Origin of the sequence: Streptomyces thermodiastaticus (assembly GCF_014656135.1) — a bacterium.
Taxonomy (GTDB): Bacteria; Actinomycetota; Actinomycetes; order Streptomycetales; family Streptomycetaceae; genus Streptomyces; species Streptomyces thermodiastaticus.
In genome coordinates, this window is the sequence record NZ_BNBV01000009.1 from 44,402 (window position 1) to 64,717 (window position 20,316).

The following is a 20,316-nucleotide window of genomic DNA, read 5'->3' on the forward strand; positions in this document are numbered from 1 at the left end:
CGGGGCCACCGACGGGCCGTGTCGCGACGACCGGAGCCGTCAAGCCGTCAGCCCGTCGGCCGGTGGTGCGGCCACCCTCGAGAGGGTGACGGAAGGCGGTGTGCGGGCCGGTCTCCCGCCGCCCGCCGCCTTCCGTCCGGGAGCACTTCCGCGAACGCCTACCCTTGTGGCATGAGCAGCATCGACCGGAGCCAAGAAGTGGGCGTCACTCGCACCTATGAGATCCGCACCTACGGGTGCCAGATGAACGTCCACGACTCCGAGCGGCTGGCCGGGCTGCTCGAGGAGGCCGGATACGTACGGGCCCCGGAGGGCGCGGACGGCGAGGCCGACGTCGTCGTGTTCAACACCTGTGCCGTCCGCGAGAACGCGGACAACCGGCTCTACGGCAACCTCGGTCACCTCGCGCCGAAGAAGGCCAAGCGCCCCGGGATGCAGATCGCGGTCGGCGGCTGTCTGGCGCAGAAGGACCGGGACACCATCGTGAAGAAGGCGCCCTGGGTGGACGTCGTCTTCGGTACGCACAACATCGGCAAGCTGCCCGTGCTGCTGGAGCGTGCCCGCGTCCAGCAGGAGGCCCAGGTCGAGATCGCCGAGTCGCTGGAGGCGTTCCCCTCGACGCTGCCGACGCGCCGCGAGAGCGCCTACGCCGCCTGGGTGTCCATCTCGGTCGGCTGCAACAACACCTGCACCTTCTGCATCGTGCCGGCGTTGCGCGGCAAGGAGAAGGACCGCCGGCCCGGCGACATCCTGGCCGAGGTCGAGGCCCTGGTCGCCGAGGGCGTCTGTGAGATCACCCTGCTCGGGCAGAACGTCAACGCCTACGGCTCCGACATCGGCGACCGCGAGGCGTTCAGCAAGCTGCTGCGGGCCTGCGGAAAGATCGACGGTCTGGAGCGGGTCCGGTTCACCTCCCCGCACCCGCGCGACTTCACCGACGACGTGATCGCCGCGATGGCCGAGACCCCGAACGTCATGCCGCAGCTGCACATGCCGCTGCAGTCCGGCTCGGACGCGGTCCTCAGGGCGATGCGCCGCTCCTACCGTCAGGAGCGCTACCTGGGGATCATCGAGAAGGTCCGGGCGGCCATCCCGGACGCCGCGATCACCACCGACATCATCGTGGGCTTCCCCGGCGAGACCGACGAGGACTTCGAGCAGACGCTGCACGTGGTGCGCGAGGCCCGGTTCGCGCAGGCCTTCACCTTCCAGTACTCCAAGCGCCCGGGCACCCCGGCCGCCGAGATGGACAACCAGGTCCCCAAGGAGGTCGTCCAGGAGCGCTACGAGCGGCTGGTCGCCCTGCAGGAGCAGATCTCCTGGGAGGAGAACAAGAAGCAGGTCGGCCGGACGCTGGAGCTGATGGTCGCCGAGGGCGAGGGCCGCAAGGACGACACCACCCACCGTCTGTCCGGACGCGCCCCCGACAACCGTCTGGTCCACTTCACCAAGCCGGACCAGCAGGTGCGTCCCGGCGACGTGGTCACCGTCGAGGTCACCTACGCCGCCCCGCACCACCTGCTCGCCGAGGGCCCGGTCCTCGACGTGCGCCGTACCCGCGCGGGCGACGCCTGGGAGAAGCGCAACGCCGCCGATACCGCCAAGCCCGCCGGTGTCATGCTGGGCCTGCCCAAGGTCGGCGTCCCCGAGCCGCTGCCCGTCGTCGCGAGCGGCTGCGGCTGCGACTGAGCCGGGGCCGCGGCTGCGTTACGCTGCCGATCATGCTTGTCGCTGCCGCAGTCTGCCCCTGCCCGCCGCTGCTCGTGCCCGCCGTCGCCGCGGGTGCCGCGCCCGAACTGGACGCGGCCCGGAAGGCGTGCGCGGACGCGCTGGGCGTGCTCGCGGCCGCCCGCCCGGACCGGCTGGTGGTCGTCGGAGTCGCCGACGGGCCCGGGGCCGGGCCCCGGCCGGAGGGCGCCCGCGGTTCCTTCCGCGGTTTCGGCGTGGATCTCGAGGTCCGGCTCGGCCGGGGCGGTACCCCGCAGGCCGCCGCGCGGACGCTGCCGCCCTCGCTCGCGGTCGCGGCCTGGCTGCTGGAGCACAGCGACTGGACCGACGCCCCCGTCGAGGCGCTGGGCGTGGACGAGACGCAGGCACCCGAGCGGTGCCTGGCCGCGGGCCGGGAGCTGGCCGCGGCCCCCGGGCGGACGGCGCTGCTGGTCATGGGCGACGCCAGCGCCTGCCGGTCGGTCAAGGCGCCCGGCTACCTGGACCCGCGGGCCGAACCCTTCGACGCCGAGGTCGCCCGGGCGCTCGGCGCGGCCGACACCGCGGCGCTCGCCGCCCTCGACCCGGAGCTCGCCCGCGAGCTGAAGGCCTCCGGCCGCGCCTGCTGGCAGGTCCTCGCGGGCGCCGCCGAGGGCGCCGGCCTCACCGGCACCCTGCACTACGACGAGGCTCCGTACGGCGTCGGCTACCTGGTCGCCACCTGGTCCTGACCCGGCGCAGGCGGCACGACACGGCGGAACGGCCGGGAGAGACGCTCCCGGCCGTTTCCTCTTGCTCGTCGTGCCTCCACGCCGTCGTGCCGCCGGTCACGACATGGACGGCGGCCCCTGGGGCGGTTCGGGCGGGGTCTGGGTCCGGGTGCCGCCCGGCTCCGTGCCCGTGCCGCTGTCCGGCGTCGTGCCGGTGCCCGGGCCCGTCCCGCCGCGGTGGGCGAGCCGCTCCACGGCCTCCTTCGCCTTGCCCGTGCCCGCGTGGATCCTGTCGCTGTACTTGCCCTTGGTCTTTTCGTCGACCATCCTCGCGGCCTTGTCCAAGCCGTGCTCGATCGAACCCCCGTGCCGCTGCGCGAGGTCCGACACCTTCTCCTTGGCCGGGCCGAGCTTGGCCTTCACGTTGTCCAGCAGACCCATGGTTCACCTTCCCTGGCGGGACCGTCACGTAGGGCGCCCTCGCCGGCCGGATTCCCGGCGGCCGGCTGCTGCCGGGGGACGCCGGGACGGCCGGACCGCTCCCCCGTCGTCACCGGCCGGTGCTGCCACCGCCGGCTCCGTCTCCGGCCCGTCGCCGTCCGCTCCAGCCGCTCCGGTCGATGCCCGGCCGCGGTCGTCGCGCCGCCGCCCGGAGCCGGATGCCGCCGCGCCGGCCGGCTTCTCGAGGGCCGGGGCCTTCGCCACCTGCGGCCTCCGGGAAAGCGACCTCCGGGAAAGCCGTGCAAAAACGCCCATATCATCTCCATACAGTACTCGTGCGGGCAGCATTCCGCGTGACCCCGTGTGTCCGCTCCGTGTCCGTGCGCGCGGTGTCCGAGCCGTCACCCGGCCGGTCACGGCTGCGCGACCCCGTGCCGCGAGAGCGCCCCCGCGACAGCGCCGTCACCTCACTCGTTCGGGGCGCCCTGTGAGGTTTGCGAAACTGGTGCGGTGAGCAGCGCACCTCCCACTCCCCGCGTCATCGCCGTCGTCGGCCCCACCGCGGCCGGAAAGTCCGATCTGGGCGTCTTCCTGGCCCAGAAGCTCGGCGGCGAAGTCGTCAACGCCGACTCCATGCAGCTCTACCGGGGGATGGACATCGGCACCGCGAAGCTGACGCCCGAGGAGCGCGGCGGCGTCCCGCACCACCTGCTGGACATCTGGGAGGTGACCGAGACCGCGTCCGTGGCCGAGTACCAGCGGCTCGCCCGGCAGCGGATCGACGCCCTGCTCGCCGAGGGGCGCTGGCCGATCCTGGTCGGCGGCTCCGGTCTGTACGTGCGCGGCGCCGTCGACAACCTGGAGTTTCCCGGCACCGACCCCGAGGTGCGGGCCCGGCTGGAGGAGGAGCTGGCCCGGCACGGCTCCGGCGTGCTGCACGCCCGCCTGGCCGCCGCCGACCCGGAAGCGGCGCAGGCCATCCTGCCCAGCAACGGCCGCCGCATCGTCCGGGCCCTGGAAGTGATCGAGATCACCGGCCGCCCCTTCACGGCCACCCTTCCCGGGCACAACTCCTTCTACGACACCGTGCAGATCGGCGTGGACGTCTCCCGCCCCGAGCTGGACGAGCGCATCGCGCGCCGGGTGGACCGCATGTGGGAGGCCGGGCTCGTGGACGAGGTGCGCGCCCTGGAGGCGCAGGGCCTGCGCGAGGGGCGCACGGCCTCGCGCGCGCTCGGGTACCAGCAGGTGCTCGCGGCGCTCGCGGGGGAGTGCACCCTGGAGGAGGCGCGCGCCGAGACCGTGCGCGCCACCAAGCGTTTCGCACGCCGTCAGGACTCCTGGTTCCGGCGCGACCGGCGCGTGCACTGGCTCAGCGGAGCGGCCGCGGACCGGGCGGAACTTCCGCGCCTGGCTCTGTCGTTGGTGGAACGACCGGTAACAGCCTGATCACGTGATGGCATCGGGACGCCCAGGCCGTCATCGGCGCCTGCGGGGCCGTGCCATCATCGAGCTTCGATCGACCAAGTGGAGTCCTAGTTGGGAGGGCGCGTGGCGATGGAGGCCGGCCCTCGCGACACCGCACACGGCGCACAGGGCATCGAACGCACCGGCCTGCGGCAGGCCGGCCGGGAGCCGGACGAGGCCCCGCTCGGCGCCGGCGACGTGCCGGATTTCGAGGACTCGCTGACCTCCGACGGCCCGGACGACGACCCGCAGAACGGCGTGACCGCCGACGGCCCGGAGCCCGACGGCGCCTACCACGAACCCGAGGTCGAGGTCGAGCTGCGCCCGCAGCGCCGGCTGCGCATCTGGCAGCTCGCCCCCATCGTGGGCCTGGCCGCCGCCGGCTCGCTGATGTTCGCCTTCCCGCTGGCCTTCGACGGCGACAGCGGCGCGGTGATCGCCATGCTGGGGCTGCTGATCTGCTCCTGCGCGGCCGGCTGGGGCATGATGGCCGCCCGCCGCGTGGGATACACCTGGCCCGGCCTCGCGCCGCGCGGCACCGGCCGCCGCCCCGACTGGCGGGCGATCGGCGCCTACGTCCTGCTCGCCGCCGTCGTCGTGGCGCTGGCGGTGTGGCGGGTCGCCCGGCTGCGCGGCTGACCCACACGCCCGGCAGCGCCGGCACCGCCGTCCCAGGGGGGCGGACGTCCCAGGGGCGGACGTCCCGGAGGGCGGACCGGCGGACGCGGGGCGTCGCCGCGACCCGTACGATCGAGGCATGAGCAGCCGCATCGCCTTCCTCAAGGGGCACGGCACGGAGAACGACTTCGTGATCGTCCCCGACCCGGACAACGCCGTCGACCTGAGCCCGGCCGCCGTCGCGGCCCTGTGCGACCGGCGGGCCGGCATCGGCGGTGACGGCGTGCTGCACGTGGTGCGCTCCGCCGCGCACCCCGAGGCGCGCGACATGGCGGCGCAGGCCGAGTGGTTCATGGACTACCGCAACAGCGACGGCTCGGTCGCGGAGATGTGCGGCAACGGCGTGCGGGTCTTCGCCCGTTACCTCCAGCGCGCCGGGCACGCGACGGCGGGCGACCTCGCGATTGCCACGCGCGGCGGCGTGAAGACCGTGCACCTCGCCAAGGACGGCGACATCACCGTCGGCATGGGCAGGGCCCGGCTGCCCGAGCAAGAGGTCACGGTGCGCGTGGGCGAGCGCAGCTGGCCGGCGCGCGACGTCGACATGGGCAACCCGCACGCGGTCGCCTTCGTCGAGGACCTGGCGCACGCCGGCGACCTGGCCACCCCGCCCGAGTACAGTCCGGCCTCCGCCTACCCGGAGGGCGTGAACGTCGAGTTCGTGGTCGACCGCGGCCCCCGGCACGTCGCGATGCGCGTCCACGAACGCGGCTCCGGCGAGACCCGCTCCTGCGGCACCGGCGCGTGCGCGGTGGCCGTGGCCGCCGCCCGGCGCGACGGCGCCGACCCGGCCGTCACCGGCACCCCGGTGACGTACACGGTGGACGTGCCCGGCGGACGGTTGGTGATCACCGAACGCCCGGACGGCGAGATCGAGATGACCGGCCCCGCGGTGATCGTCGCCGAGGGCGAGTTCGACCCGGCCTGGCTGGACGACGTCGTCCGCTGACACCGGGCACACGGAGGACCGGTGCCGGACGTCACTGGCGCAACAGCCGTGCGTGCGCACGGGAATGACCGGCCGTCAGGCACCGCGCACCTCGTGCACGTGACCGGTCATCGCTCGAACGGGTGATCCGGTTCACGGTCTCCGGGAGGCGGCCGGACGGCCGTGCCGGGCTCGATAGCATCAAGCACCGGCCCGGACGGGGGGACCCGCAGCCGACCCCTGTGCCCCGTACCGCCTGGGGCGCCCGGTCGCCGGTCCACGCAGCCGGAGGTGCCCATGAGTGCGGATGCCACGAACCCCACGCCCCCCGGTCCGGTGGCGGCGGCGCCCCGCAGGAGGACCCGCCCACGGCTCGACCTGCGCCGCCTCGGCCGGGCAGCACTGCTCGGCCCCACCTCCCGCGACCGGCTGCCCGACGCCATCGGGCACGTCGTCGAGGCCCACCGCGCCCACTTCCCCGACGCCGACCTCGAACCGCTGCGCCGCGCCTATGTGCTGGCCGAGTCCTCGCACCGCGGGCAGAAACGCAAAAGCGGCGAGCCGTACATCACGCACCCCCTGGCCGTCACCCTGATCCTGGCCGAACTCGGCGCCGAGACCACGACCCTGACGGCGTCCTTGCTGCACGACACCGTCGAGGACACCGAGGTGACGCTCGACCAGGTCGGCGAGGAGTTCGGCGCGGAGGTGCGCTACCTCGTCGACGGCGTCACCAAACTGGAGAAGGTCGACTACGGCGCCGCCGCCGAGCCCGAGACCTTCCGCAAGATGCTCGTCGCCACCGGCAACGACGTCCGGGTGATGTCGATCAAACTCGCCGACCGGCTGCACAACATGCGCACCCTCGGCGTGATGCGCCCGGAGAAACAGGCCCGCATCGCCAGGGTCACCCGGGACGTCCTCGTCCCGCTCGCCGAACGGCTCGGCGTGCAGGCGCTCAAGACCGAGCTGGAGGACCTGGTCTTCGCGGTCCTGCACCCCGAGGAGTACGCCCGCACCCGCGAGCTGATCGCCGAGAACGCCGCCCGCCCGGACGACCCGCTCGCCGAGGTCGCCGAACAGGTCCGCCAGGTGCTGCGCGAGGCGGACATCGCCGCCGAGGTGCTGGTACGGCCCCGCCATGTGCTGTCCGTGCACCGCGTCGCCCGCAAACGCGGCCGGCTGCGCGGCTGCGACTTCGGCCGGCTGCTGGTGCTGGTGAACGAGGACGCCGACTGCTACGCGGTGCTCGGGGAACTGCACACCTGCATGACCCCGGTCGTCTCCGAGTTCAAGGACTTCATCGCCGTCCCCAAGTTCAACCTCTACCAGTCGCTGCACACCGCCGTCGCCCACCCCCGGGCACGGGACGGGGCGAGCGGGGATGCCGCCACCGACGTCCAGGTCGTCGAAGTCCTCATCCGCACCCACCGGATGCACAAGGTCGCCGAGGCGGGCGTCGTCGCCCTCGGCAACCCGTACGCGGCCGGTGCGGAGGAGCATCCCGGCGGCGACGGCGAACGCGCCGACCCCACCCGCCCCGGCTGGCTCTCCCGCCTCCTCGCCTGGCAACGGGAGGCACCCGACCCCGACACCTTCTGGTCCACGCTGCGCGAGGACCTCGCGCAGGACCGCGAGATCATCGTGTTCCGGCCCGACGGAGCAGCGCTCGGCCTGCCGGAGGGCGCCAGCTGCGTCGACGCCGCCTACGCGCAATACGGGGAGGACGCCCACGCCGCCATCGGCGCCCGCGTCAACGGCCGCCTCGCCGCCCTGGGCACCGTGCTGAGGGACGGCGACACCGTCGAGCTGCTCATGGGACAGGACCCCGCCGCGGCACCCTCCCGGGCCTGGCTGGAACACGCCCGGACGCCCACCGCGCGCATCGCCATCCAGCGGTGGCTGGCGGCCCACCCGGCCGCCGCCGACGACACCCCCCGGAGCAAGGCCGCCGCCCGCACCCCCGGCACTCCCCTGAAGGCCGCCGCCGCGAAACCCGGCGCGCGACCGGCACGTCCCAGGGCCGCCGGCACACCCCCGGCCCACGGCAGGGACCACGGCAGGCCGGCCGCTGCCGACGCCGTCATCGTCGACCGGCCGCACACCGCCGTCCGGCTCGCCGGCTGCTGCACACCCGTGCCGCCCGACCGGATCACCGCCTTCGTGGTCCGCAACGGCGCGGTGACCGTGCACCGCGCCGAGTGCCCCACCGCCGCCCGGATGCAGGCCGCGGGCCGCACCGAGGCCGCAGTGCGCTGGGGCGACGCCGCCGAGTTCCGGGTCAGGCTGCTCGCCGAATCCTTCGGCCGGCCGCGGCTGCTCGCCGACCTCACCGAGGCGATCGCCCGGGAAGGCGTCGAGATCGTCTCCGCCACCGTCGCCCCGCCCGCCCAGCAGCGCGTCCACCACACCTACACACTCCAACTCCCCGACGCCGCCCGGCTGCCCGCCGTGATGCGGGCGATGCGCGGCGTCCCCGGCGTCTACGACGTGCGCCGCGCCCAGGCACCCGCACCGCAGCACGGGAGCTGACCCGGCGCAGCCGGACGACCCACGCGCGGATCGAGCATGTGTGCGCTGTGCCGGGCGCCCAGGAACCCGTTCGGGTGGGGCGAACGCGCGTCGTCGTCGTGGCGCCGTCACGCGCTGATAGCCGTGAGGGCATGCCGCGTAGCCTCCACCAACCCTGGTGCACACCGTTCCCCAGGTCCGCCGCGATCCCGGCCGTGCGCCGGTCGCCGGTTCCGGCCGCCAGGACCGCGCTGCGGCGCCGCCTGCGCACGGCCGTGCTCGCGACCGCCGTCTCGGCCGCGCTGCTCGGGGCGAGCGCCCCGCCCGCCCCGCTCGGCATCGGCGACCGCCTCTACCCGTACCTGGGCAACCCCGGATACGACGTGACGTCGTACGACCTGGCCCTCACCTACCCCGGCGACAACAGCACCCCCCTGCGGGCCGTGACCACGATCGATGCCCGCACGACCGAGGCCCTGGAGCGGGTGAACCTGGACTTCGCCCACGGCACGGTCGACAGCGTCACGGTCGACGGCCGGCCGGCCTCCTTCACCACGGCCGGCGAGGACCTCGTGGTGACCCCGCGCACCCCGCTGCCCGCCCGCCACCGGACCCGGATCACCGTCCGCCACACCAGCGACCCCCGCGACGCCAAGGGCCGGGAAGGCGGCTGGGTGCGCACCGAGGACGGCCTCGCCCTGGCCAACCAGGCCGACGCCGCCCACACGGTCTTCCCGTGCAACGACCACCCCTTCGACAAGGCGCTGTTCACCTTCCGGATCACGGTGCCCCAGGGGTACACCGCCGTGGCCAACGGCCTGCCCGCCGGGACGACCCGCAGCGGCGCGATGCGCACCTGGACCTACCGCACCCGCCACCCCATGGCCACCGAACTGGCCCAGGTCTCCATCGGCCGCTCCGCCGTGCTGCACCGCCCGGGCCCGCACGGGCTTTCCCTGCGCGACGTCGTCCCCGCCGGGGACCGCACGACGCTGGAACCCTGGCTCGCCCGGACACCCGGCCAGATCGCCTGGATGGAGAGCAAGGTCGGCCGCTACCCCTTCGCAACCTACGGCCTGGTCGCGGCCGCCGCCCGAACCGGCTTCGAGCTGGAGACGCAGACCCTCTCCCTGTTCGAGAAGGGCCTGTTCGGCAACCCCGCCTACCCGGCGTGGTACGTCGAGTCGGTCATGGTGCACGAGCTGGCCCACCAGTGGTTCGGCGACAGCGTCACCCCGCGCACCTGGTCCGACCTCTGGCTCAACGAAGGACACGCCACCTGGTACGAGGCCCTGTACGCCGACGAGAAGGCGCACAAGCCGCTGGAGGAGCGGATGAGGGCCGCCTACGGCGTCTCCGACCGCTGGCGGCAGGACGGCGGGCCGCCCGCCCTGCCCAAGCCGCCCGCGCCCGGGAAGAAGGTCGGGATCTTCCGCCCCAACGTCTACGACGGCGCCGCGCTCGTCCTGTACGCCCTGCGCCAGAAGATCGGCCGCCCGGCCTTCGAACGCCTGGAACGCGCCTGGGTCCGCGAGCACCGCGACGCCACCGCCGGCACGGCGGACTTCGTGCGCCTGGCCTCCACGGTCGCCGGACGCGACCTGAGCGGATTCCTCCACGACTGGCTGTACGGGGCGAAGACACCCCCGATGCCCGGCCACCCCGACTGGAAGCAGACACCGGCCGAGAAGCCGGCGACGGCCGCGGGGCACACCGGGCCCACGGAGCGCACCTCGCGCCCGTGACCGGCGGGCCACAGCCGGGACGGGCGATTAACCCGGTGACGAGACGGGCCGTGCCGTGCGACCATCGTCGTGGCGGCGCGGCCCGTCCGGGAATCCTCCGGTACGCGCACGCGTTGTCTTCTATAACGGGAGTCACCGCATCCGGTGCCCTCCCGCACCGCGGCCCCCGGGCCGCAGCCGCACACCGACGACGGTAAGGAACCGATGACCTCCTCTTCCTCCTCTTCCCAGGCCACCAAGCGCCTCGCGCACAGCTATCCCGCAGGTCTTCGGGCCGATGCCCTGATGGAAGAGGACGTCGCCTGGAGCTACGAGATCGACACGGAGCGGGACGGCGACCAGCTCGACCGCTCGGACAGGGCGGCCCTGCGCCGCGTCGCCGGTCTGTCCACCGAACTCGAAGACGTCACCGAGGTCGAGTACCGCCGGCTGCGCCTGGAACGGGTCGTCCTCGTCGGCGTGTGGACCTCGGGAACCGTGCGGGACGCCGAGAACTCCCTGGCCGAGCTGGCCGCGCTGGCCGAGACGGCGGGCGCCGTCGTGCTCGACGGTGTGATCCAGCGCCGCGACAAGCCCGACGCCGCCACCTACATCGGCTCCGGCAAGGCTGACGAGCTGCGCGACATCGTGCTGGAGACCGGCGCCGACACCGTCATCTGCGACGGTGAGCTCAGCCCCGGCCAGCTGATCCACCTCGAAGACGTCGTCAAGGTCAAGGTGATCGACCGGACCGCCCTGATCCTCGACATCTTCGCCCAGCACGCGAAGTCCCGGGAGGGCAAGGCGCAGGTCGCGCTCGCCCAGATGCAGTACATGCTGCCCAGGCTGCGCGGCTGGGGCCAGTCGCTGTCCCGGCAGATGGGCGGCGGCCGCGGCGGCCTCGCCACCCGCGGCCCCGGTGAGACCAAGATCGAGACGGACCGGCGGCGGATCCGCGAGAAGATGGCGAAGATGCGCCGGGAGATCGCGGAGATGAAGACCGGCCGCGAGATCAAGCGCCAGGAGCGGCGCCGCAACAAGGTGCCGTCCGTCGCCATCGCCGGTTACACCAACGCCGGCAAGTCCTCCCTGCTCAACCGGCTCACCGGCGCCGGCGTCCTGGTCGAGAACGCCCTGTTCGCGACCCTGGACCCGACCGTGCGGCGGGCCGAGACCCCGAGCGGGCGGCTGTACACGCTGGCGGACACCGTCGGATTCGTCCGGCACCTGCCGCACCACCTGGTCGAGGCCTTCCGCTCCACCATGGAGGAGGTCGGTGACGCCGACCTGATCCTGCACGTGGTGGACGGCTCCCACCCCGACCCGGAGGAGCAGCTGGCAGCCGTGCGCGAGGTGATCCGCGACGTGGGCGCCGGTGACGTGCCCGAGATCGTCGTGATCAACAAGGCCGACCTGGCGGACCCGCTGACCCTGCAGCGGCTGCTGCGGATCGAGAAGCGGTCCATCGCCGTCTCCGCCCGCACCGGACAGGGCATCGCCGAGCTGCTCGCCCTGGTCGACGCCGAGCTGCCGCGCCCGGCCGTGCAGATCGAGGCGCTCGTGCCGTACACCCACGGCAAGCTGGTCGCCCGCGTCCACACCGAGGGCGAGGTGATCTCCGAGGAGCACACCGCGGAGGGCACCCTGCTCAAGGCCCGGGTGCACGAGGAGCTGGCGGCCGACCTGGCGCCCTACACGCCGACCGCCGCGCTCTGACCAGGCCCGGACACCCGCACACCGAACACACACCGAGCACACGCGAGGACCCGCCCCCGGAAAACCGGGAAGCGGGTCCTCGTCTCGCGCGCGGCGTCAGCGGCCGCCACGCTCACCCGTGCCGGGCCCGGACGTCACTGCCTCACTGCGCGGCGAACTTCTCGCTGACCGAGTCGTACACGCCCTTGGCCACCGTGCCCAGGCGCGGCCCGGCCAGCCAGCCCGACGTCTCCGGGCCGATCGAGGTGTTGGACACCAGGGCGGGCTTGCCGTCCGCGCCGGTCGTCACCCAGCCGCCGCCGGAGGAGCCGCCGGTCATGGTGCAGCCGATCCGGTACATCGTGGGGTCGGAGGCGGTGACCGAGAGCCGGCCCGGCTTGTCCTGGCACTGGTACAGCAGCTGACCGTCGTACGGCGGCGCCGCCGGGTAGCCGGTCGCGGTGATGCTGTTCACCTTCGGCACCGCCGGGGCGTCGAAGTCCACCGGCAGCGCCGAACCCACGGTCTCCTCCAGCGACTTGCCGGTGTCCTTCTCCGGCGTCACATGGATGACCGCGAAGTCGTACGGCGCGCCCTGTCCGCCCGTGGCACCGCCCTGCTCGATCCACTGCTGGGAGGTCTGCGCCCAGTCGCCCCACCACACACCGTACGGAGCGACCTCGTCCCGGCTGGCGCCCTGCAGCTCGTCGGCGCTCCGGCCGGCGTCGTTGTACGACGGCACGAACGCGATGTTCCGGTACCAGCCGCCCTTCTTGCCCGCGTGCACGCAATGCCCCGCGGTCCACACCAGGTTGGACTTGCCCGGGTGCGCCGGGTCCTGCACCACCGTCGCCGAGCACACCATCGTGCCCTCGGGGGAGTCGAAGAACACCTTGCCCGCGGTCGCCGCGTTCACGTGGTACTTCGGCGGCACCGCCTGCGCCTTCACCGGGGCGGGTGTGGGATCGGTGACCCCCTGGTCACCGGCGATGTCGTCGCTGTCGACGGCCCGGTCGGGATCCTTCGCCCGGCGCATGCGGTCCGCGTTCCACAGCCCCTTGATGATCGGGTTGATGAACTCGTCGGCCTCGCGCAGCCAGTCGTCCTTGTCCCAGTTCTTCCAGGCGCCGTTCTTCCACTTGTCGATGTCGATCCCGTGCTCCTTGAGCTTCTCGCGGAGGTTGTCCGGGATCTTCAGGCCGCCGTCGCCCGCCACGGCCGCGGGTGCGGAGGCCTTCGCGTCCGCGCCGTCGTCGCCGGGGCCGCAGGCCGTCGCGGTGAGCGCCAGCGTGGAGACCAGCGCGACGGCGGCCAGCGCGGAGGACGCGGTGCGCGGGCGCCGGGCACCTCCTCGCCGGCGGACGGAGACGGACGGGCGTATGGATCGCATGCGGCTGACTCCCCCTGCGGTGAACGGACTTGCTGGTACCGCCGTGCCACCGGCCCGGCCGGCGGGCCGAGTCGGGGCGCGGCGGCGTACGACAACGGCACCACACCCTATGCGGTCGCTGTGGGGGACCGCTCACCGGACCGCAACGGTTGCGTCACGGCACGCAGTCACGGATCCGCTCGCGACCCGTAACCCGGCGGGCGGTGGGCGGTTGTAGCGGTGGGGGGCCCGCTGTCCGTATCCGGGCCCCGCACCGGAGCGCGGCCGCGCCGCCGGTGGCCTGCGGCACAGGGAGGCCGGATCCACGGGACAGGTGGACGCCGACGCCTTGCGACAGCGGGAGGGACGGGAAGCCGTGACGGTGACGGAACCGGTGTCCGAAGAGCGGGCGTCCGCCGGAACACCCGCCTGGCACGAGGGAATTCTGCGCCGCCAGTCGGCGCGCGAGTCCGCGGCGCGCACCTATGCGCGGGCCCTGCCCATCGTGCCGGTACGGGCCCGCGGCCTGACCGTCGAGGGCGCGGACGGCCGCCGCTACCTGGACTGCCTCTCCGGCGCTGGAACCCTGGCTCTCGGGCACAACCACCCCGTCGTCCTGGAGGCCGTCCGCAAGGTCCTCGACTCCGGCGCACCCCTGCACGCCCTCGACCTGGCCACACCCGTCAAGGACGGCTTCGTCACCGAACTCTTCCGCACCCTGCCGGCCGGGCTGGCCGAGCGGGCCCGCGTGCAGTTCTGCGGACCGGCCGGCACCGACGCGGTGGAGGCCGCGTTCACCCTGGTCCGCGCCGCCACCGGGCGCACCGGGATCGCCGCCTTCACCGGCGCCTGCCACGGCATGACCGCGGGAGTCGCCGCCTCCGGCCACGCCGCGGACACCCGCGTGACCCGGCTGCCCTACCCCCAGGACTACCGGTGCCCCTTCGGGGTCGGCGGCGCCCGCGGGGCCGAACTCGCCGCCCGTTTCACCGAGTCCGTCCTGGACGACCCCGAGTCGGGCGTCCCCCTGCCCGCCGGGATGATCCTGGAGCCGGTGCAGGGCGAGGGCGGGGTGCTCCCCGCACCGGACGGCTGGCTGCGCCGCATCCGGCGGCTCACCGCCGAGCGGTCCGTGCCGCTGATCGCCGACGAGATCCAGACCGGGGTCGGACGCACCGGCGCCTTCTGGGCGGTGCAGCACAGCGGGGTGGTGCCCGACGTCATGGTGCTGTCCAAGGCGATCGGCGGCAGCCTGCCACTGGCCGTCCTCGTCTACCGCGACGATCTGGACGTGTGGGAAGCGGGCGTCCACGCGGGCACCTTCCGCGGCAACCAGCTCGCCATGGCCGCCGGCACCGCCACCCTCGCCTACGTCCGGGAGAACCGCCTCGCCGAACGCGCCGCACACCTCGGCTCCCACATGCTCGCCCGGCTCCGCGACCTGGCGGGGCATCAGCCCTGCATGGGCGAGGTACGCGGCCGCGGCCTGATGATCGGCGTCGAGATGGTGGACCCCGAAGGGGAGACACGCGGCGGCGACCGGGCGGGGGAGCGTCCCGCGGGCGGCAGCGCACCGCTGCCCCCGGCGCCCGCCCTCGCCGCCGCCGTGCAGCGGGAATGCCTGCGCCGCGGACTGATCGTGGAACTCGGCGGCCGCCACGCCTGCGTGGTACGGCTGCTGCCGCCGCTGACGATCAGCGACGAGCAGGCCGAGGCGGTGCTCGACCGGCTGGCCGACGCGATCGAGGCCGCGGCCCGCGACCACCGCGAAGACGGCGGCGCGCGGAACCGGGCCGGACGCCACGACCACCCGCGCACCCCGGAAGGCGGCCGGGCGGCGGGGTGACGCCGCGCGTCGGCAGCGGGACGACGTGACCACCCGACAGGGCACGGCCCGTTGCGCCGTCACCGCACGGCCGGTGCCCTGCGTCACGCAAGGGCGGCCGCCCGTGCCGCACGCACCCCTGCCGAGCCGGGCGTCCCGGCGCCGGCACAGGCCCCAAGCCCTCGGCCCCACCCGCACGCTCCCCCCACACACACCCTCGGCCCCACCCGCACACGATCCCGCGCACGGCCCCACCCGCACACGATCCCGCGCACCAGCACCACGCACCGCACCACGAGGAGCCGTCTTGACCACCACCCCCACACCTCACGGCCCTTCCTCCAGCCCCTCCGCCTCCGGCGACGCGACGGGCACCGTCCCGCACGGGCCCCACAGGACCCCGCCACCCCGGCGGGGGGACACCGAGGCCCCCGACCCGCTCGACCACCCCGACCCGCACACCGCCGCCCAGGCCGCCACCGTGGAGGCCCTGCTGCGCTGCTGGGTGCGCGAGACCGATGCCTGGACGCGCGAGGCGGACCCCGCGGGCCACGGCGTCCTGCGCATCCCGCTGCCGGCCAGCGGCACGACCCTGCTCGTCCCCATCCGCCACTGGTCGCCCACCGGCCGGCACCGTTTCGGGCCGCCCCGGCCGGCCGGCGCCGACGCCGCCACCCCGGTCGACGCCGTCACCCTCGCCGCCCTGCTCACCCGGGAGCACCGCGCGACCGCACGCGTGGCCACCGCGACGGCGATCGCACCGGCCGGTCCCGGCACCCCACAGGCCGCGGAACTCGTCGCGCGGGTCGCCGACTCGGTCCGGCACACCGCCTTCTTCCTCCGCGAGCGGCGCGCCCACCCCGCCGACGGCCCCGACCTGTTCCTCTCCGCCGAACAGGCCCTGCTGCTCGGCCACCCGCTGCACCCCGCCCCCAAGAGCCGCGAAGGCCTGACGGAGAGCGAGGTGCGCCGCTACTCGCCGGAGCTGCGCGGTGCCTTCCCGCTGCACTGGGTGGCGGTGGCGCCGTCCGTGCTCGCCACCGACTCGGCCTGGACCGAGAGCGGCCGGCCCGTGCCCGCCGCCGTGCTCACCGCCCGGCTCGCGGGCGCGGACCTGCCGCTGCCCGACGGGCACGCCGCCCTGCCGCTGCACCCCTGGCAGGCGCGCGAACTGCCGCACCGGCCGGCCGTCGCGGCCCTGCTGGAGACGGGGCGGCTGCGCGACCTCGGCCCGCACGGCCCCGCCTGGCACCCCACCTCCTCTGTGCGGACCGTGCACCGCACCGGCGCACCCGCCATGCTCAAGCTGTCGCTGGCCGTGCGCATCACCAACTCCTGCCGGGAGAACCTGCGCAAGGAACTGCACCGCGGCGTCGAGGTCCACCGGCTGCTGCGCACCGGCCTGTCCCGGCAGTGGCGGGCCGCGCATCCCGGTTTCGACATCGTCCGGGACCCCGCCTGGCTGGGCGTCGACGACCGGGACGGAGCACCCGTGCCAGGCCTGGACGTGGTGATCCGGCACAACCCGTTCGCCCCCATGGACGACGTCGCCTGTGTCGCCGGACTCCTCGCCGAGCGCCCCCGCCCGCCGGCCGGCACCCGCCCCGTCCCGCCGGGATCCGTCCCCGTCCTGCGCTCGCGGCTGGAGGAGATCGTCGCGCATCTATCCGCCCGCACCGGGCGCCCGCGCACGGCCGTGTGCGTCGAGTGGTTCCTGCGCTACCTGGAACACGTGGTGCGCCCCGTGCTGTGGCTGGACGGCGAGGCGGGCATCGCCCTGGAGGCACACCAGCAGAACACCCTGGTCGTGCTGGACGCCGACGGCTGGCCCGCGGGCGGCCGCTACCGCGACAACCAGGGCTACTACTTCCGCTCCTCCCGGCGCGCCGAGCTCGACGCCCGACTGCCCGGCATCGGCGAGCACAGCGACACGTTCGTCGCGGACGAGGTCGCCGACGAACGCTTCGCCTACTACCTCGCGGTCAACAACGTCTTCGGCCTCATCGGCGCCTTCGGCTCCCAGCGGCTCGCCGACGAGCAGCTGCTCCTGGCCGCCTTCCGCCGCTTCCTGCACAGCGCGGCCCGCGGCCCCGCCCGCACCCGCTCCACCCTGCCCGCGCGCCTGCTGGACTCACCCGTCCTGCGCTGCAAGGCGAACCTGCTGACCCGGCTGAGCGGCCTGGACGAACTCGTCGGCCCGGTCGACACCCAGTCCGTGTACGTCACCCTCACCAACCCGCTGCACTCCTGAACGTCAGGAGCACAACGCCTCGGGCACTCCACGCGGACGCCCAGTGCGCCCGGCAGGGCCGCCCAGGACGGCAGCCGGCCCGTGCCGCATCCTCCTGCCCCGTGTCCGCCCTTGCCGCTTTTCCGAGAGGAGTACGCCATGGCTCTTGCCGACGCCGACGCCGTCACCCGGCGCTCACCCGCCGGGACCGGAGGAGCGGACACCGCGCCCGACCTTCTGAACCATGTCGGAGGCTGGGGCGAGCGGCCCACCGCGCTCGGCTGTTTCCGGCTGCTCCCGGTCCGGATCGACCGCGACCTTCCGGTCGTCAGCCGCTGGATGAACGACCCCGCCGTCGCCGAGTACTGGCAGCTCGCCGGAGAGCAGAGCGTGACCGAGGCGCATCTGCGCGCACAGCTCGACGGCGACGGACGCAGCGTCCCCTGCCTCGGACTGCTGAACGGCAGACCGATGAGCTACTGGGAGATCTACCGGGCCGACCTCGATCCGCTCGCCCGCCACTATCCCGCCCGGCCGCACGACACCGGCGTGCACCTCCTCATCGGCAGCGCCGCCGACCGCGCACGGGGGACCGGCAGCGTGCTGCTGCGCGCCGTGGCCGACCTGATCCTGGACGAACGGCCCGCCTGTTCCCGTGTCGTGGCGGAGCCCGACCTGCGCAACACACCCTCCGTGGCCGCGTTTCTGACCGCCGGCTTCCGGTTCGCGGCGGAGATCGATCTGCCGGGCAAGCGGGCGGCCCTGCTGATCCGCGACCGGTTGCTGCGCGCGGTGCTGTGAGAACACGGCCGGGTCACCGAACCGCCGCGCCGGCGCTCACCGCGGGCACGGTCGCCCGTTTGTCAGTCCCGAGCCGTAGGGTGGTCGAGCTATGACGAAGCCCTCTCTCCCCGAACTCCTGCATGCCGCCGTCGCAGCCGTCGGCGGCACGGAGCGCCCCGGCCAGGTGGCCATGGCCCAGGCCGTCGCGGACGCCGTCGACGACGGCTCGCACCTGCTGGTCCAGGCCGGCACCGGCACCGGCAAGTCCCTCGGCTATCTCGTGCCGGCGCTCGCCCACGGAGAGCCGGTCGTGGTGGCGACGGCCACCCTGGCCCTGCAGCGCCAGCTCGTGGAGCGCGATCTGCCGCGCACGGTCGAGGCGTTGCATCCGCTGCTGCGGCGCCGACCGGAGTTCGCGATGCTCAAGGGCCGGTCGAACTACCTGTGCCTCCACCGCCTGCACGAGGGCGTTCCGCAGGACGAGGAGGACGGCCTGTTCGACCCGTTCGAGGCGGCGGCGCCCACCAGCAAGCTGGGCCAGGATCTGCTGCGGCTGCGCGACTGGGCGGACGAGACCGAGACCGGCGACCGCGACGACCTCACCCCCGGGGTGTCCGACCGGGCCTGGTCCCAGGTGTCGGTGTCCTCCCGCGAGTGCCTGGGCGCCACGAAGTGCCCGTACGGCGCCGAGTGCTTCGCCGAGATGGCCCGGGAGCGCGCCAAGCTCGCCGAGGTGATCGTCACCAACCACGCCCTGCTGGCGATCGACGCCATCGAGGGCGCGCCGGTCCTGCCGCCGCACGAGGTGCTGATCGTCGACGAGGCGCACGAGCTGGTCTCCCGGGTGACCGGTGTGGCCACCGGGGAACTCACCCCCGGCCAGGTCAACCGTGCGGTGCGCCGTGCCGCCAAGTTCGTCGACGAGAAGGTCGCCGATCAGCTGCAGACCGCCGCCGAGGGCTTCGAACGGCTGATGGAGCTGGCCCTGCCCGGCCGGCTGGAGGAGATCCCGGAGGATCTCGGGTATGCGCTCATGGCGCTGCGGGACGCCGCCCGCGCCGTGATCTCGGCCCTGACCACCACCCGCGACAGATCGGTGGAGGACGAGGACGCGGTCCGCAGGCAGGCACTGGCCTCCGTGGAGACGGTGCACGACGTCGCGGAGCGCATCAGCAACGGCTCGGAGTGGGACGTCGTCTGGTACGAGCGGCACGACCGGTTCGGCGCCTCGGTGCGGGTGGCGCCGCTGTCCGTGTCCGGGCTGCTGCGGGAGAAGCTGTTCACGGACCGCTCCGTGGTGCTGACGTCGGCCACCCTCAAGCTCGGCGGCGACTTCAACGGTGTCGCCGCCTCGCTCGGGCTGGCACCGGAGGGCACGCAGGGCGACGACGTGCCGCGCTGGAAGGGTGTGGACGTCGGCTCGCCGTTCGACTACCGCAAGCAGGGCATCCTGTATGTCGCCCGGCATCTGTCCCGCCCCGCACGGGACGGGGACCGTGCGGACATGCTGGACGAGCTGACGGAGCTGATCCAGGCCGCGGGCGGGCGGACGCTGGGACTGTTCTCCTCGATGCGGGCGGCGCAGCTCGCCGCGGAGGAGCTGCGCACGCGCATCCCCGAGTACCCGATCCTGCTGCAGGGCGAGGAGACCCTCGGCGAGCTGATCAAGAACTTCGCGGCCGACCCCCGGACGTGTCTGTTCGGCACGCTCTCCCTCTGGCAGGGCGTCGACGTCCCCGGTCCCAGCTGCCAGCTGGTGGTCATGGACAAGATCCCGTTCCCGCGCCCCGACGACCCGCTGATGAGCGCCCGCCAGAAGGCGGTCGAGGAGGCGGGCGGCAACGGTTTCATGGCAGTCGCCGCGACGCAGGCCGCGCTGCTCATGGCCCAGGGCGCGGGGCGTCTGGTCCGGGCGTCGGGCGACCGCGGTGTGGTCGCCGTCCTCGACCCGCGGCTGGCCACGGCACGCTACGGAGGCTTCCTGAAGGCGTCGCTGCCCGACTTCTGGTACACCACCGACCGTCATCAGGTGCGCAAGTCGCTGGCGGCCATCGACGCCGCGGCCCGGCAGGCGGAAGGAGTATCGGCGCAGACGGCACAGTGACCGTGGCCCACCAGGAAGCACCGGTTGCGAAGAAGGCCGGGGCCGGGGCCTGACCGGATTCCGGGACCGTCACGGGCTCTCAAGGTGCCGTCGCGCCCCGTGGGGCACCTGTGAGCATCGGCAGGACCCCGCCGACCCCGCGGC

14 protein-coding genes are annotated in these 20,316 nt (G+C 74.0%); 12 read left to right on the top strand and 2 right to left on the bottom strand.

The features are described 5' to 3' along the window. Window positions 1-171: 171 nt before the first annotated feature. Together miaB and IE286_RS11165 are read left to right on the top strand one after the other, a co-directional pair. The gene (gene miaB / locus IE286_RS11160; RefSeq protein ID WP_189796498.1) at window positions 172-1,689 is read left to right on the top strand and encodes a tRNA (N6-isopentenyl adenosine(37)-C2)-methylthiotransferase MiaB; all 1,518 of its coding nucleotides are present in this window, start codon (window positions 172-174) and stop codon (window positions 1,687-1,689) included. Window positions 1,690-1,721: 32 nt separating this feature from the next. Then, window positions 1,722-2,438: a class III extradiol dioxygenase subunit B-like domain-containing protein gene (locus tag IE286_RS11165; RefSeq protein ID WP_189796499.1), complete on the top strand. Its 717-nt coding sequence runs from the start codon at window positions 1,722-1,724 to the stop codon at window positions 2,436-2,438. Window positions 2,439-2,534: 96 nt separating this feature from the next. Here the strand turns inward: IE286_RS11165 and IE286_RS11170 are convergent, their stop codons facing one another. Then, the gene (locus IE286_RS11170; RefSeq protein WP_189796500.1) at window positions 2,535-2,858 is read right to left on the bottom strand and encodes an antitoxin; all 324 of its coding nucleotides are present in this window, start codon (window positions 2,856-2,858) and stop codon (window positions 2,535-2,537) included. Between the two features lie 510 nt (window positions 2,859-3,368). Between IE286_RS11170 and miaA the strand changes: the two genes are divergently transcribed. The 6 genes from miaA to hflX all read left to right on the top strand — a co-directional run bounded on the left by miaA (window position 3,369) and on the right by hflX (window position 11,882). Continuing rightward, window positions 3,369-4,307 carry a tRNA (adenosine(37)-N6)-dimethylallyltransferase MiaA gene (gene miaA, locus IE286_RS11175; RefSeq protein ID WP_189796501.1) on the top strand — a complete coding sequence of 313 codons (939 nt, stop codon included), beginning with the start codon at window positions 3,369-3,371 and terminating at the stop codon, window positions 4,305-4,307. Window positions 4,308-4,415: 108 nt separating this feature from the next. Beyond that, window positions 4,416-4,964 carry a hypothetical protein gene (locus tag IE286_RS11180; protein ID WP_189796634.1) on the top strand — a complete coding sequence of 183 codons (549 nt, stop codon included), beginning with the start codon at window positions 4,416-4,418 and terminating at the stop codon, window positions 4,962-4,964. A 118-nt stretch (window positions 4,965-5,082) separates the two neighbouring features. Further along, window positions 5,083-5,952, top strand: coding sequence for a diaminopimelate epimerase (dapF, locus tag IE286_RS11185; RefSeq protein WP_189796502.1), 870 nt, complete (start codon window positions 5,083-5,085; stop codon window positions 5,950-5,952). Window positions 5,953-6,228: 276 nt separating this feature from the next. Beyond that, window positions 6,229-8,463: a RelA/SpoT family protein gene (locus tag IE286_RS11190; RefSeq protein ID WP_189796503.1), complete on the top strand. Its 2,235-nt coding sequence runs from the start codon at window positions 6,229-6,231 to the stop codon at window positions 8,461-8,463. A 131-nt stretch (window positions 8,464-8,594) separates the two neighbouring features. After that, window positions 8,595-10,187, top strand: coding sequence for a M1 family metallopeptidase (locus IE286_RS11195; RefSeq protein ID WP_189796504.1), 1,593 nt, complete (start codon window positions 8,595-8,597; stop codon window positions 10,185-10,187). A gap of 204 nt (window positions 10,188-10,391) precedes the next feature. Continuing rightward, entirely contained in the window at window positions 10,392-11,882 is a 1,491-nt protein-coding gene (gene hflX / locus IE286_RS11200) for a GTPase HflX (RefSeq protein ID WP_189796505.1), read from the top strand. 142 nt (window positions 11,883-12,024) lie between these two features. On the opposite strand, the gene IE286_RS11205 is transcribed toward hflX, so the two are convergent. Then, window positions 12,025-13,251 (bottom strand): trypsin-like serine peptidase, encoded by a 1,227-nt coding sequence (locus IE286_RS11205; protein WP_189796506.1) that lies wholly within the window; start codon window positions 13,249-13,251, stop codon window positions 12,025-12,027. Window positions 13,252-13,606: 355 nt separating this feature from the next. Here IE286_RS11205 and IE286_RS11210 point away from each other — a divergent pair, with 355 nt between their 5' ends. From IE286_RS11210 to IE286_RS11225, 4 genes are all read left to right on the top strand, one after another. After that, window positions 13,607-15,076, top strand: coding sequence for a diaminobutyrate--2-oxoglutarate transaminase family protein (locus IE286_RS11210; RefSeq protein ID WP_189796507.1), 1,470 nt, complete (start codon window positions 13,607-13,609; stop codon window positions 15,074-15,076). Window positions 15,077-15,362: 286 nt separating this feature from the next. Continuing rightward, the gene (locus tag IE286_RS11215; RefSeq protein ID WP_189796508.1) at window positions 15,363-17,306 is read left to right on the top strand and encodes an IucA/IucC family protein; all 1,944 of its coding nucleotides are present in this window, start codon (window positions 15,363-15,365) and stop codon (window positions 17,304-17,306) included. Between the two features lie 138 nt (window positions 17,307-17,444). Next, the gene (locus IE286_RS11220) at window positions 17,445-18,086 is read left to right on the top strand and encodes a GNAT family N-acetyltransferase (protein ID WP_189796509.1); all 642 of its coding nucleotides are present in this window, start codon (window positions 17,445-17,447) and stop codon (window positions 18,084-18,086) included. 91 nt (window positions 18,087-18,177) lie between these two features. Beyond that, complete coding sequence (locus IE286_RS11225) at window positions 18,178-20,172, top strand: ATP-dependent DNA helicase (protein WP_189796510.1); 1,995 nt, start codon at window positions 18,178-18,180, stop codon at window positions 20,170-20,172. Window positions 20,173-20,316 lie beyond the last annotated feature (144 nt).

What these genes read in the sequence shown, in the direction of transcription:
- miaB (WP_189796498.1), top strand. Translation starts at nt 172, where the DNA reads ATGAGCAGCATCGACCGGAGCCAAGAAGTGGGCGTCACTCGCACCTAT.
- IE286_RS11165 (WP_189796499.1), top strand. Translation starts at nt 1,722, where the DNA reads ATGCTTGTCGCTGCCGCAGTCTGCCCCTGCCCGCCGCTGCTCGTGCCC.
- IE286_RS11170 (WP_189796500.1), bottom strand. Translation starts at nt 2,858, where the DNA reads ATGGGTCTGCTGGACAACGTGAAGGCCAAGCTCGGCCCGGCCAAGGAG.
- IE286_RS11180 (WP_189796634.1), top strand. Translation starts at nt 4,416, where the DNA reads ATGGAGGCCGGCCCTCGCGACACCGCACACGGCGCACAGGGCATCGAA.
- dapF (WP_189796502.1), top strand. Translation starts at nt 5,083, where the DNA reads ATGAGCAGCCGCATCGCCTTCCTCAAGGGGCACGGCACGGAGAACGAC.
- IE286_RS11190 (WP_189796503.1), top strand. Translation starts at nt 6,229, where the DNA reads ATGAGTGCGGATGCCACGAACCCCACGCCCCCCGGTCCGGTGGCGGCG.
- IE286_RS11195 (WP_189796504.1), top strand. Translation starts at nt 8,595, where the DNA reads ATGCCGCGTAGCCTCCACCAACCCTGGTGCACACCGTTCCCCAGGTCC.
- hflX (WP_189796505.1), top strand. Translation starts at nt 10,392, where the DNA reads ATGACCTCCTCTTCCTCCTCTTCCCAGGCCACCAAGCGCCTCGCGCAC.
- IE286_RS11205 (WP_189796506.1), bottom strand. Translation starts at nt 13,251, where the DNA reads ATGCGATCCATACGCCCGTCCGTCTCCGTCCGCCGGCGAGGAGGTGCC.
- IE286_RS11220 (WP_189796509.1), top strand. Translation starts at nt 17,445, where the DNA reads ATGGCTCTTGCCGACGCCGACGCCGTCACCCGGCGCTCACCCGCCGGG.
- IE286_RS11225 (WP_189796510.1), top strand. Translation starts at nt 18,178, where the DNA reads ATGACGAAGCCCTCTCTCCCCGAACTCCTGCATGCCGCCGTCGCAGCC.